Origin of the sequence: Arachidicoccus terrestris, from assembly GCF_020042345.1 — a bacterium.
In the GTDB taxonomy this organism is placed as follows: Bacteria; Bacteroidota; Bacteroidia; order Chitinophagales; family Chitinophagaceae; genus Arachidicoccus; species Arachidicoccus terrestris.
This window is the reverse complement of the sequence record NZ_CP083387.1, coordinates 2,836,204-2,850,430: the sequence shown is the minus strand read 5'-3', so window position 1 is coordinate 2,850,430 and position 14,227 is coordinate 2,836,204. Positions and strand designations below refer to the sequence as shown.

11 protein-coding genes are annotated in these 14,227 nt (G+C 42.5%); 6 read left to right on the top strand and 5 right to left on the bottom strand.

Annotated features, from left to right (window positions below; all coding sequences use genetic code 11):
• The first annotated feature begins 28 nt into the window (after positions 1-28).
• Positions 29-826 carry a pyrroline-5-carboxylate reductase gene (gene proC, locus K9M52_RS11140; protein ID WP_224068504.1) on the top strand — a complete coding sequence of 266 codons (798 nt, stop codon included), beginning with the start codon at positions 29-31 and terminating at the stop codon, positions 824-826.
• 22 nt (positions 827-848) lie between these two features.
• Positions 849-1,679: a 5'-nucleotidase, lipoprotein e(P4) family gene (locus K9M52_RS11135; protein ID WP_224068503.1), complete on the top strand. Its 831-nt coding sequence runs from the start codon at positions 849-851 to the stop codon at positions 1,677-1,679.
• On the opposite strand, the gene K9M52_RS11130 is transcribed toward K9M52_RS11135, so the two are convergent.
• The 3 genes from K9M52_RS11130 to lipB form a co-directional block, all read right to left on the bottom strand.
• Complete coding sequence (locus tag K9M52_RS11130; RefSeq protein ID WP_224068502.1) at positions 1,676-1,828, bottom strand: hypothetical protein; 153 nt, start codon at positions 1,826-1,828, stop codon at positions 1,676-1,678. The genes K9M52_RS11135 and K9M52_RS11130 overlap by 4 nt on opposite strands.
• A gap of 7 nt (positions 1,829-1,835) precedes the next feature.
• On the bottom strand, positions 1,836-4,409 hold the full coding sequence (locus K9M52_RS11125; RefSeq protein WP_224068501.1) for a TonB-dependent receptor: 2,574 nt from the start codon (positions 4,407-4,409) through the stop codon (positions 1,836-1,838).
• 115 nt (positions 4,410-4,524) lie between these two features.
• Positions 4,525-5,214 carry a lipoyl(octanoyl) transferase LipB gene (gene lipB, locus K9M52_RS11120; RefSeq protein ID WP_224068500.1) on the bottom strand — a complete coding sequence of 230 codons (690 nt, stop codon included), beginning with the start codon at positions 5,212-5,214 and terminating at the stop codon, positions 4,525-4,527.
• A gap of 577 nt (positions 5,215-5,791) precedes the next feature.
• Between lipB and rmuC the strand changes: the two genes are divergently transcribed.
• Entirely contained in the window at positions 5,792-7,414 is a 1,623-nt protein-coding gene (rmuC, locus tag K9M52_RS11115) for a DNA recombination protein RmuC (protein WP_224068499.1), read from the top strand.
• A 27-nt stretch (positions 7,415-7,441) separates the two neighbouring features.
• On the opposite strand, the gene K9M52_RS11110 is transcribed toward rmuC, so the two are convergent.
• A complete protein-coding gene (locus K9M52_RS11110) occupies positions 7,442-8,023 on the bottom strand; it encodes a pentapeptide repeat-containing protein (protein WP_224068498.1) in 582 nt (193 codons plus the stop codon).
• Between the two features lie 301 nt (positions 8,024-8,324).
• On the opposite strand from K9M52_RS11110, the gene K9M52_RS11105 reads away from it, so the two are divergent.
• The 3 genes from K9M52_RS11105 (at position 8,325) to K9M52_RS11095 (ending at position 13,121) form a co-directional block, all read left to right on the top strand.
• Complete coding sequence (locus K9M52_RS11105; protein ID WP_224068497.1) at positions 8,325-8,678, top strand: hypothetical protein; 354 nt, start codon at positions 8,325-8,327, stop codon at positions 8,676-8,678.
• 643 nt (positions 8,679-9,321) lie between these two features.
• Positions 9,322-10,353, top strand: coding sequence for a helix-turn-helix transcriptional regulator (locus tag K9M52_RS11100; RefSeq protein ID WP_224068496.1), 1,032 nt, complete (start codon positions 9,322-9,324; stop codon positions 10,351-10,353).
• Positions 10,354-10,781: 428 nt separating this feature from the next.
• Positions 10,782-13,121, top strand: a complete 2,340-nt coding sequence (locus tag K9M52_RS11095) for a T9SS type A sorting domain-containing protein (RefSeq protein ID WP_224068495.1) — start codon at positions 10,782-10,784, stop codon at positions 13,119-13,121.
• Between the two features lie 126 nt (positions 13,122-13,247).
• Here the strand turns inward: K9M52_RS11095 and K9M52_RS11090 are convergent, their stop codons facing one another.
• Positions 13,248-14,150, bottom strand: a complete 903-nt coding sequence (locus K9M52_RS11090) for a methyltransferase domain-containing protein (protein ID WP_224068494.1) — start codon at positions 14,148-14,150, stop codon at positions 13,248-13,250.
• Between the last annotated feature and the right edge of the window lie 77 nt (positions 14,151-14,227).

Below are 14,227 nucleotides of genomic sequence, written 5' to 3'. Positions count from 1 at the left end.
TTACTCATCATTTAACAATAAGCCGATTATGTCAAAAATTGCCATTATTGGTGGCGGAAATCTTGGATCCGCCATCGCTGAGGGACTTATCAACAGCGGTTTTACCGCCGCTGACAACCTGTATGTGACCCGAAGGAATACCGCTCTTTTGGAAGGGTTACAGTCAAAAGGTGTTCATGTTCTGAGTGATAACCTAAAAGCCGTAGAAAAGGCAGACTATATTATCCTGGCCATTAAGCCCTTCCAGGTCAGTGAGATCATCCAGCAGATCAATCCGGCATTAGACGGTAAACGCCATACGCTGATTAGTGTGGTGACCGGTGTATGGATCCAGGATCTGGTGGAGCTAACCGCGGATAAGTTACCTATTGTCCGCGCCATGCCCAATACGGCCATTGCAATACAGGAAAGCATGACCTGTACCTGCATGTATAAAGTTTCAGAAACGCAGCAAAAATTTGTGACCGACCTCTTTAACCAGTTGGGCAAGACCGTGGATATTGACGAGAAACTCATGGATGCGGCAACAGTGCTCGGCGCCTGTGGGACAGCCTTCGCTATGCGTTATATCAGAGCCAATATCCAGGGAGGTGTTGAGATCGGGTTTAATGCTAAAGTGGCAGCAGTCATTGCGGCCCAGACGGTAAAAGGAGCCGCTGATTTGTTATTGCAGCATCATACACATCCCGAGCAGGAGATCGACAAAGTCACGACGCCCAAGGGATGCACTATCGCCGGCCTCAATGAAATGGAACACAGAGGGTTGAGTTCCTCTATTATCCGGGGTATCACAACCAGCTATAAAAAAATAGTAGAAAAAATGTAGGTCTTCCCTACTCAAAAAAAGCATGAATACGTGTAAAAAATGGATAATAGCTGGCTGTATCGCTTTTACCCTCCTGGCTTTTTCCAGCTGTGTTTCTATAAAAAATAACGGCATACAGGCAGGTGGATCTGATAGCATGATCAGCAATGGCAAATTATTTACCGCGATCTGGATGCAACAGTCCGCTGAATATAAAGCGCTCTGCTTACAGGCCTTTCAACTGGCGGACTTAAGGCTCGCCGGTATTCTGACCAATCAGAAACCGGCAAAGCCGCTGGCAATTATAACAGACATCGACGAGACTTTCTTAGATAACAGCCCCTATGCCATTCATCAATCATTACAGGGAAAGGATTTTGATCCTGCTACATGGAATAAGTGGGTTGAAAAAGCAGGTGCCGATACCATTGCCGGCGGTCTGGCCTTTTTCCAAAAAGCGGCCAGTCAGGGCGTAACGATCTTCTACGTGACTAACAGGGACCGGGCGGGCAGAGCAGCGACGCTTAAAAACCTGCAGAAGTTCAATTTCCCGAATGCTGATGATGCGCATCTGCTAACCATGGACAAAAGTTCCAGTAAAGAAGAACGCAGACAAAAAATAGCCAGGGACTACACCATCGCATTATTATTAGGGGATAACCTCGCGGATTTCTCTCCCCTGTTTGACAACCACCCCAATAGTGCGGCCAGAACCGCAGCGGTTATGGCCCTGAAAGAGCAATTCGGCAAAAAGTTCATTATATTACCTAACCCCAATTACGGCGATTGGGAAAACGCATTATATAATTATAAGCATGGCCTGAACGCGGCCGAAAAGGCAGCGGCATTCCGCCGGGCAGGCAAGCGTTATTAAAATAACCACTTACGATATACAGGTACTTCAATAGCCATCCAGTGAGCCAGGATGGCTACTTTCTTTTCATGAACTGGTGGCAGCCACTCAATCATCCGGGTAGGCGCCTGTTCAAATTGTCGGGCCTGGTATATTGTCACCGCTGACACAATACCATTATGCCCTTTTAATTCCGGCTGTTTTAAAATTAAGTGGAACGATAATCTTAAAACTGATATTTCTGCCCATATTAAAAATGCCGGGCCTGACACCTTCCGGCACGTTCGCATTATCAAAATATTTGAGCCGGCTCATATTAGACTGATAATCCTTATTCAGCAAATTACTGGCCTCAATGTATAAAGCAAACAATTCCCGTCCGCCTTCAGTCATTACCTTACTGCCAATACCGGCACCCAGCAGATTATAACCGGCTGTGTACGTTTCAGTACCATAAGCCGAGAAAAACCTGTCTTGTTGATTATAATGATCCAGCGCACAGAAAGCATACAGGTTTCTAAAAGGTCCGAATCCTTTGCTCCATTCACCCTTTAACTCAGAATGTGTATGTAGGGGTGAGATAAAAGGCAGATATTTAAGACTGTCAGCGACTGCCGGTCCATCACCCAGGTTAGTGCCATAAGTCAACGTCATCGAATTGGCAAAATGCAGCCACTGGAAAGGATGCATGTCTATATTAAACTCTCCTCCCATAATCCGGGCCTTGCTTTGCACGTACGTAAACTTGCTGTAAAGACCAGCGGGGTTGCTGTTGCCATTTGCGTCCACCCTTTCGGGCTGACCGCTCGCATCCAGGATCTGTTGCTGATAAATATAGTTTTCAATATGGTTAACGAACAATTCTGCGCTTGCCGTGAGTTTAGGCAAGGTCAGAAAAGCTCCCAGATCTCCCTGCACACTATACTCAGCTTTAAAATCAGCGTTGCCTACATGATAGATCTGGGAACCGGGATCTGCCCCATTGGCAGACAGCTCTGCAATGCTGGGTGATCTAAAGCCTGTAGAAATGTTCCCCTTCAGTAAAAACGCGTTAGAAAAATTGTAGGTAGCGCCCAGACTGCCTGATGGCCCGCTAAAATGCTTATGCATGGCAGCAAACTGCTGACTGACATTTGGTTGATCTAAAGGATCAGGGCCTGTATAAAGACGGGGGAAAGTCTCGTCTGAATTATCCAGGTAAGCAGCTTTACCATGAAAGGAGCGGGTATCATAGCGGGCGCCTGCTGAAAGATCCAGTTTATCAAAAGTTCTTTTAATCACCACAAAGGGCCCAAAATCAAATTGGTGATAGGCCGGTATCGGGAAATCTGTTCCTTCACCGAAACCATTGTCCTGATACATTCCATTAATACCTACCGTCGCCTCATAGCCGGCTCCCATTACGAAATTATATTTTGCGTCATAGGTATAGGTCTGTAACTCCAGGTTTAATCCAGCCAGCTCGGGCTTGGTGGGATGGGTGAATTCCCGGCGATGACTATACTGATAGCCCAGATTAAGTAATAAGTTACCGGACCCTAATTTAACATTACTCGTATTGTAAATTCTGTACAACTGGACGCGCTGGTGCAACGCAGGGATGTCATAACTATTTAATACAGAAACCGGCACGATCTCCCGGTTCTCATCCTCCTCAGATGTCTGTCTCGTAAATGCCCTGGTTGCCGAATCTCTGCTACCGTCTGGTATGGCCTGCTTATCGTCATACAATGTTCCATGTAAATAACTATAGCCCCATTTTTTATTCAATCCAAACATCACCCGGGCATCCCTTTCCGAAAAGTTGGTCCCATATACTCTTCCATCATGTTCATTCTGATAATTCTTGGCTGTTTTGGCGGAGGCCACCGCTCCCCAGACAAAGCCGCCCTGGTTGCCGTGCAAAGCCACTGAACCATTCCAGAGTCCATTATTGGTGCCATATACGCCGGTCACAGATCCATTAATGGTCCCTTCAGGTGCGGTTGGCGCAGTAATCAGGTTAACGACGCCGCCAATCGCGTCCGGTCCGAAACTGAGACTGGCGGGCCCTTTGATAACTTCGGCGTTGTGAATAGCGTTCTGATCGACTTCGATTCCATGTTCATCTCCCCATTGCTGACCTTCCAGACGGATGCCGTTCTCCGCCGTCACCACCCGGTTGTACCCCAATCCTCTGATAAAGGGCTTTGCCACATTTGGCCCGGTAGTCACCGCACTCACCCCCGGAACATTAGCGATCGCCGCAATGACATTACCGGAACCGGCATGTACATCCATATATGTTTTGCTTACAGCCACCATCGGAACAGGGTCACGCTTTAGGGTAGTGGCTTTTGAAAGCCCGGTAACGATCACCTGGTCAGCTTCCACCCAGGATTCCTGCAGCGCGACATCCAACGTCTTAGGAGAATCGAAGTTCAGCTTTTTATTGACCGCGCCATAACCCACTGCACTTACATGGACCAGATAGATCCCTTTTGGCAGATCCTTAAACCGGTAATGCCCCAAAGCATCGGAGACAGCGCCGAGCTTGAGATCAGGAATGGTTATGGAAGCTCCCTGGATAGGTGTTCCTGTCTTCTTATCGGTGACAACCCCTTGTAGCGTGCCTGAGGTAAATACATCGTCTTTATAATGATTCTCTGATAAACGGTTATAAACGCTTCTGGGCGCTCCCGCTCTTACTGTTATGCTACTACTTAATAAAAAAATGACGATAGATAATGAAACGCACGGTCGATATTGCATGTCTGACTCTTTAATCCATTAAGGGATGAGATGATGAGTATGCAATAACACTTCTGCAACATTATTGCATTTTGCAAAATGATACCATTTGCAACAATGTAACAAATGCATGCTCTTAAATTTCTGCTAATTCTGCATGAAAAACAGTGGCGAAATGATTTTTCATACGGTTTTTTACCTCTTCGATATCCACTGGGTGCCCCAGTTCCTTTTGCAAAGAAGTGGCTTTCTTTCCCTGAATGCCACAGGGAACAATCAAATCAAAATAGCTCATATCGGTATTGACATTAAAGGCAAACCCGTGCATGGTGACCCATCTGCTGCAACGGATACCCATCGCGCAGATCTTTCTTTCGAAACCTTTTTTATCCGGATCCAGCCAGACACCGGTTTCGCCGGGACTTCTGTCACCGATCAGCCCATAGTCGGCTAGTGTCAGGATCATTACTTCTTCCAGGCTCCTGAGATACCAGCCGAGATCCGTTTTAAATTGTTCCAGATCTATTATGGGGTAACCCACGATCTGTCCAGGGCCATGATAAGTAATATCCCCTCCCCGGTTAATATGGAAGTATTCAATTCCTCTTTTTTCCAGCGCCTCTTTGGAGATAAGTACGTTTTCCTCATGGCCGCTTTTACCCAGGGTATAGACCGGGTTATGTTCCACAAAGAAAAGTTCATTCTGGATCTTATCAGCCTCGCCTGTTCGTTTCAGGTTCGTTTTTTTAAGTAATTTACTTTCTTGAAAATCCCAGGCATCTTTATAGGACATCCGGCCCAGATCTTTAAAAACAATTTGTTTCATCCCGCAAAATTACGGCAATTAAACATATGCGTGTTAGCTATAGTCCAACGTAGCAGCTAAACAGAAAGAAAGTGCAATGTTTATTGGCTTATGGGCCAAAGATCTCTGCTTAATTTATACACCAAAAAATCTAAACAAGTATATGCAGAAGAGAATGTTAATCCATCAGATACCTGCCATTACCATACTGCTTCATCATGGATCATTTTGTACACTATGGTGGAATTTCTGAAGGCACTGCTAATTCAAGCGGTGGAAGCCTTACCCGGAATAGGCCTTCAGGCAACTGGTTTGGGAAAGGGAGGTGGAAAAGAAGCAAAACATTTGTATATGATATGTCTCAAAACTATCTCCGGAGTTTCAAAGCTGCTATGGAGGGACGAAGCTAGTATATTCCCGGGAATGACTACTAAAATTGAGCTAAAACAAACTTATTACTGCTTATTGGGAGAAACGAAAGACCTGTGCCTTTTCACATCCGAAATAACTCCGCCTCCACACATTAAAATCCAAAATTAATTAGCAATTAATGCCTAAATTAATTACTTTTATATTTCAGAAATAAAAGGATGAAATTATGGGCGATCTAAATATTTGGATGGGATTAGCTGTCGGAATAATCATCGGAGCATGCATGGCCATTATGTGGCTACGGAGTACGTGGACCTCTGCCTCCACTTATCAGGAGGTCTCTGACAGGTATCATCGCTCAACCCAGGAGCTAGCCCTTACTTATCAGAAATTGGAACAGAAAGGCGGGGAAATGGAGAACTTGCAATCCTCACTGGAAGAACATAAATCAATCCTGGAGACGTTACGGAGTGAAAACCGTAACCTACATCAGCATTTTACCAGGACAGAAGCTAATCTGGAAAGCGTACAAACCCGGTTAAATGAGACGACTGAGGAACTGGGATTTAAGAACCAGCAGATAAGCCGCTTACAGGAGGCCATTGTTGATCTCCGCTCAGAAAAGTCGGGGTTAACCGCTCAAAATCGCTCATTACAGGAAAACCAGGCCAGGCAAGAGGAACAGATCCGGCAACTAAATCAAAAGGCGCATCTGGAATTTGAAAAGATAGCGACTGAGATTTTGAAGGATCGAACCCAAACCTTTACTGAAAGCAATAAAAATAATCTGGATGCTCTCCTTCGTCCGTTAAGTGAACATATAGAAGGGTTTAAAAAGATCATTCGTGATACGCATCTTCAGGAAACAAAAGACCGTACAGCACTTGAAACCAAAATATCGGAGTTGATCAAACAAACCAATCAAGTCAGTGAACAGGCCAATAATCTGGCAACAGCTCTAAAAGGTCAGGTAAAAAAACAGGGCAACTGGGGAGAAATGATTCTGGAAAGCATTCTGGAGCAGTCGGGTCTCGTAAAAGACCGGCAGTATTTTCTGCAAGCGACCCTAAAAGACCCTTCCGGCAAACAGTTAAGGCCGGATGTACTGATTAAACTTCCGGGATCCAGAACGATTATTGTGGATTCCAAAGTTTCATTACTCGCCTACGACCGTTATGTAGCTGCCACAACTAAGGAGCAGCAGCAATTGGCACTTAAGGAGCATTTGCAATCTATGTACCAACACATAGATCAATTGCATAGCAAAAATTATGATCAACTGGAAGAATCCCTTGACTTTACGATGCTCTTTGTCCCGATCGAGCCTGCCTATTTATTAGGCATCCATGAAGACCCGGCGTTATGGGCCAATGCTTACAGTAAGCGGATCCTGCTCATCAGCCCTACTAATCTGATTGCCTGTTTAAAACTCATGGATGATCTTTGGAAAAGAGAAATGCAAAGCAGAAGTGCTATGGATATCGTCCGGCAGGGAGAAAAGATTTATGACAAGTTAATTGGATTTACAGAATCACTGACTTCTGTAGGCGACCATTTGAACAAGGCTCAGACCGTATACCAAAAAGCCTTTAATCAAATGAAATCCGGAAGAGGCAACCTTATTGATCAGGCCATCCGTCTAAAGTCTATGGGGCTTAAATCATCTAAAACTTTTTCAGAGGAATTAGTGAACAGGAACACCACCGACTGGGCAGAGGAAGATACCTCCCTTCAGCTTGACAACAACCATAAAAGCAAAACCACAATACAACCTTCTGAAGAAGATGATGCGACGACCTTAATCCGGTCGTCAGATACAAAGCATTCTAACGCGATTTCTGGACAATAGGCTATTGCCCAAATAGTAACCAGGGGATTACGGAGCTATCTTAATTTTATAGGCCTCCAATAGCCCTGGCAATCCGTCCATGGAAAAAACAGCTCCTTTGACCTTATTTAATTCTGGGTTTATCACAAAATGGACAGCCGCTCTAAAATCTGCTTTTTCCAGATGGCTCTGATCAAATTTAGCATCCGTCAGATCAGATCCGTTAAACTGAGCTTCTTTTAATTGCGCTGCACTATAGTCCACCCCCTTCAATGAGCACTGCACAAATACCGCTCTGTTGATTTTAAGGTCATAAAAGCTGCTATGATCCAACTTAGTATCATAGAACTTCAATTCTAATCCAAATTGGTTGCATTTGTCAAATAAAACACCGCTTAGCTTGCAGCCATGAAATGCAATATTCTGAAAAACTGTACCCTTTACGTCAGTCAGTGAAAGGTCGCAATTTTCAAACCGGCAATCATAGAATCTAACTTCTGACATATCAGTTTGCTTAAAGTTGCAGGCGGCAAAAGTGCAGTTCTCATAATTTGATCGTTGCGTCTGCCAAAAAAGGCAATCATTTTCAATACCCTCAAAATACTGGTCTTGTATATAATTTTCAGTCATGAATGTTTTACAATTTTATATATATATGGTTACATTACAGTTACAAATAAAATTAAAAAAAATGTATACCGAATTATGAATTATTTTAGATTCTGCAAGTCCTTTGGCACAATAATTAGTACTAATTTAGAGTAATAATTGGATTTTTTGTGTTTGTTTTTTGATCGACACAATATGTGGGAAAAACGAATTTTGCAATGGTTGAATGTGAGCGTGATATTTTTCCTACGGCTCAATACAATCTCATCACATATGCGTCCCTTACAACATATAAATAAGGCGCGCATACATCAGGACATCTATGGAATTAGCCCTTAATGGTCTTCAGGCATATTCATTTTCTTCAATACTTGAAGGCAGCCCAAACGAAATCAATAAGACAGCATTAACATTACTGGAGCAGTTCCAGCACCTAGCCAACGAAAAACCACCACAGGAAAACTCCAAAAAAATGGTTGAAATGGTCATTGATGAGAAAGCAGGCACCATGGTTGTCAACGGAGTTCAGGGGCCTGTAAAAATATTCAGTCACAGCAGAAAGTTATTACTAATTCGTACCGCGGAAAACAATCAGGCTCATTTTAAGATTGGCCATTTGAAAAAAGGCCGTTATCTGTTAGAAGCGGAGCATCAATTTTTTGAATTTGTCAGGTAATTGATGAATTTTTTATACCAGTGCTAGAAAAGAGCTGACATCAAATGTCGGCTCTTTTTAATTTATCAAGGAGCAGAAAGCATTCAAAGTAAATTTGACACAGATGGCCTTGGATTCCCACGGGGTTGATAATCAGTTAACCCACCTTTCCCTTTTTTCCTACATTTATTTAATTTTTTAAGGGATGGTGTTGTTTTATAGCTTAACTTTATAATTGATACCGCAAATGTTAAGCAGACACATTTCGGGATCAACCATTGAAAAACAAAGACTAATGATTTGAGTCAAAATTATCCGCTAGATCAAAATAAAAAACGGGAGGCAGTTATGAGGCAAGAAAATCAAAAACATCTAATAAGCAGAATGTTAAACATTATTAATTTTTTTATTGTCAAAAACTGACAATACGCGGTCTAATTTCGTGGAATAGATGTGATCAAAATAACCAATTGAATATCAAGAATAACAAACCCTTGCAATGATATTCTATCTCTTACCTTTTTTCTGGTTAATTTGACACGACTCCACTGACGCACAACCTAACGAGCAACATGAAAAGGCTTATTGTTCCAATACCTGAACAGTAGACCTAATGAATTAGGTATAACTTTTTAATCAAGTGTATTAAAAACTTATATTTTGCATGCTTGACAAATTGAGTGCGATAACAAGGATAATTGAGAAGATCAAAAGATTTCCCGTGACTTTCGAGAGTATGCGGGACTGGGTTCGCTATGAAAACATAGAAATCTCTGATCGGACTTTATATAGATATTTAGAAGAAATTAAGAATCTTCCATTGAACGATGGCAGAGTCATCACTATTGATGGTGACTACAACAAAAAGACCTGGAAATTCGAATTTGATAAAAGTGCACATGAGTTTGGCGAAAGTGATATCAAAAGCTTCTTATTATTAAAGAACCTTGCGCCTGCCAGTTTAACCAAAAAGCGGCAGCATTCTATTGATAAAATAGAGGAGGTGCTTTTCAAGGCACAAAGTAAGAGTAAGTTTGAGTACCATATGCAAACGTTACCTCAGGCGCAGATCAAGACTTCTAATTTTAATGAATACGTATATAGTGAGGAGGAACAACAAAATCTGGACACCTTAATTTGGGCAATGCAACACAGCCGTAAACTTAAGGTCATGAAAATCCAGCCGGACACAAAAAACCCGGCGCCTCTTCCACGAATGCCTATAGTTATGCTACCTATGCAAGTCTTATATCATAATGGCAGCATCTATATATTATTGCTTATTGAAAATTCTCTGGAGTTGGTGGTTTATGACCTATCAAGGTTCAAACAATTTGATATTCTGGAGAACATTTTCAGTACTCAAAAGTTCATGGATCATTTTTATGCGGAGGCAAGTAAGCGTTTCGGGGTCGAACCTAATCTCGATGATGAAGTTTATGACATCAGACTCGAGTTTTCCCCTAGTGCGGGTGCGTTTATCAGTAACCGGTTCTGGCACTGTACCCAAAGGTTCGGGCAGAAATCATCGGGTAGATGGGAGATGCGGATGAATACCGGCATTAATACAGAACTGGTCGACTGGATCTTTGGATGGGGAAATCAGGTAAAGGTCCTCGGACCGGAACTACTCCAGGAAAAGCTGAAGGAAAAACTGGTTACAATGATGGATATTTACCTGAATTTGACACAATAAGCCAACGGGCAATCGAAAAAATCACATCATAAACTTATTGAAAATCAATTCATTAACATAAATCGTAAAAGGTAATTCTGGTTGAGGGAGAAAAGGATCGTCTTTTAGGTATCCAAAGAAACTGATTCCGCGTAAATAAAAAAAAACAACGACCAAAAAATATTTTTCAGAACTTTCGAAGTTTTATGGCTGTCTATAATACCAATGACCAACATATAATTAAGAAAAATATAGCCTAACATACAAAACATCAATTCATTACAGACAGAATTATATACGTGTATATAGCTCTGTTTTTTTTGTGCCTATATCGATCTCTGGAATTTTCATATAAGTTGCTAACTACCAATCGCATTGTCAGTTATTGACAATGCCGTAAATAACTTTACACTTCAATCATATTCATAACAGCAAAATTCAATTGTACCATGAAAACATTTTTACTCAAAAATCCCAAACGAATACTGGCTGTCGCTGGGTTGGCCAGTATCTGTGGGTTGTTCGGAACGGCCAGCGCTCAAACGCATAATGAAAAGGTCTATGCAGACTTTCAGGGGACTGCGGAATATGGAGTTAACGTGCCATTAGTAGGCTTGTTAGTCGGAGCCGTTTCCAATCCCACGAATGCAGTAAGCGCGAGCATTCGTGATTCATCCACCCTTTCTTACACTGTAAGTGCTTTAGGCATAGTGGGCGCAACCCAGTATTTGCAATTTACAACTGATGGCACCACCCCTAGAGTTATTGCCGCCGGAACGCCGATATATCTAAAGGTCAATCTGCCCAAAACACTCATCGGTCTTTTAGGAAATTTACAGATAGGGACGTTTACCAATTTGCACACGGTAGCTGCCAGCTTAACTAGAAAAGCCGGCTATGATGCCACCAAAACATCAGTGTTCACCAGCACAAATCTAGCAAGCGCTTTAAACGGCGCGGGATCTGTTGAATTCAAGGTCGTTCCGACCGTTGATGCGAATGGCGTGTATGTCGATTTATCAGCGGTAATAGGAACTCCGACAACTGCAGATATATTTAGTGCCTATGTGCTGGATGAGGTTGCAGGTGATGCGGGTTGCCCTCAGCCCATAGATTGGTTAAGTGGAACCGAAAGCTCGACCGGAATTGATCTGGCATCAGCGACAGCTTCTGTAAGCAACCCTTCTTTTGCAATCGACAACGATTTAAACACAGCTACCACAATCTCAACAGGTGCGCAGCTGTTAAGTGAAGCATATTACACAGCTCTTTTTAATACTCCAGGCAAAGCTGGAGATAGCGTTAGGATTGTCTTAGACAACCCCAATGGAGGCTTGATAAATTTAGGATTACTAACTAGTTTTACGATCCAGGCGTATAACAGCACGACCGCCGTTGGTGACGCTGTTAATGGAAGTTCTTCCCTCTTGAAGTTGTCTTTATTACCCGGTTCTACATCAAAGAATGTCATTACAGTTCCAATTACGGGAACAAACGCCGGAGATTTCGACCGTGTTAAACTCACTTTCGGTGGTGTTGCGGATGCTTCATCTATCTTGGGAAATGGTAATACAAATATTTATGATCTACGTATTAAAGTAGCAGCGCCAACTCTCGCGGGCGGAACTTCTGACATTTATGCATATTCAGGCAACACTGTTGATTTAAGCACCCTCGCAACTACCAATACAGCAGGCGATCCAATCGTCTGGATTGACTCTACAACAGGAGCTGCGGTAGCATCTACATCTATAACGGCCTCTGCGAACAATCACTATTACGGTTTATCTCAGAGAGACGGTTGTACTGATGCATCTGATACAGCTAAAGTATTCTTACATGTAAATAAAACGACCAGCCCCGCATTAACTGCTGGTAATGTTGGACAAGCATACAATCAAGTTATTACAGCTAGCATAGAAGGGGACCAGGATTTACCAAACCCGCCAAGCTATTCATTTACATATGTAAGCAGTACGTTTACACCTGCAAGTAGCACGGGAATGAATCTGTTGACAACACCGGCAAATTCCAACTTTGCATTTTACGCAATGGCCCCAGTATATGCAGCAGGCCCATTAAGTTCTGTGGCAAGCCAAGCCTTTGCAACAACAGATTTGACCAATGGTTTAACCTTTGATGATGCATCAGCTACAGTAAGTGGCACGCCTACAACGGAAGGGACTTATAATCTTGTATTGGATGTTTATGACAATGCCAATAACCTGGATGCAGGTCAGATTACAAAAACTTTCACTATTGCTGCAGCACTTCCGGTTAACCTTTCTGATTTCAATGTCAAATTGGATAACAACAAAAATGCAGTATTAACATGGACGACTGAGTCAGAACAAGGCAGTGTCCGCTTCGATGTATTACGTTCAAATGATGGAACCAACTATACAACTATCGGATCTAAAGAAGCGGCAGGAACCTCAACAACCACACGCCACTACAGCTATACAGATAACAACCCAGGTTCTAAAAGCTACTACAAACTGAGTATTGTTAACAATGACGGCATTAAATCGTCAGAAGTAGTAAGTATTACTGGTGGTCGCGTTGCAGGATTCTCAATCAATCCTAACCCGGCAAGTAACGATATAACGATTTCCGGTGTTAATGCTAGCGATATTAAGTCAGTAAGTATCTACGATGCTGGTGGACGTTTAGTACAGAAAGCAACCAATAGTCATATAAATGTTCGTAATCTGTCTCAGGGTATCTACTTCGTAACAGTTGTAACCAAGGACGGTAATAAAACAAACGGTAAATTTCTTAAGAAATAAAGAATAAAACCTGTTATGAAAAGGGGCTCTTCATCTGAAGAGCCCTTTTTTACTGTATAAATTTATGTGCCGATTGGAATATATTGTGTACAATCCAAAATGACAAACATAGCTGTTTGGTTCGATTTAACTCACTTTCCTTATTATATAAATAACGGAGCTGTATTTTTTAGGGTCTCCTTCGGCCTTCCTGTTAGAAGTAAATCCTTCCCAGAAAGCTCTGAATAAATTCCGCGAACCGGTCCGGTAGCCTTCACTGAGCATACTCACATAATAGCTGTCAAATTTCATAGATAGCGTTTTAGCGACTGTCAGACCATGCTTTCTTACAAGGACATCCATACTTTTCGGTGAAAAATGCCATAAATGCCTTGGAACATCCCAAGCCGCCCAATCCCTGCCATAATATTTAGCATCGTCGCTGGTGAAATTAGGTACAGCTATGATAAGCACGCCATCTGGAGTCAAAATCTTCTTAAAAGTCTCCAGGTACTCATGTAATTGATGAACATGCTCCAAAACATGCCACAAAGTAATGGCGTCAAACTGATCAGCTGCTAAGTCAAACAAATGACTCAGATCCTCTAACTTCACCTGATGATCTCTGGCAGCATTATCTCTTGCATCCTGATCCGGCTCTAAACCGGTTACCTTCCAGCCAGTCCCTTGCATAACGCTGGCAAAAGCGCCCGTTCCGGCACCTACATCAAGCAGATTGCCAGTCATTTGACCGGTTGCCTGCCGGATCAGGTGTAACTTTTGTTGTAAAGTCCTTTTACGAACCGCATGATATAATCGGTTGATCAGTCCCTTTTTTGTATTGCTGTGGGAGATGTAGGTATCTGATTTATAATATTTTCCGATAGTTTCTTCCGAAGGTACAGACTGGGTAAACCTGAAAGAGCAGTCCTGACAACTCCAGATTTCAAAAATTTGCTTTGAAACCGTATGGTCTTTTGCCTCAAGTGCTCTGCTTATCGCATTACTGCCACATACCGGACAAACCCTGTGAACAATTGTATTTTCCATAAAAATGCTAAAACGGTCATCCCGCTTGAGGCAAAGAAACAAATTAAATATGATATATTTTGTGATAATCGTCCAAC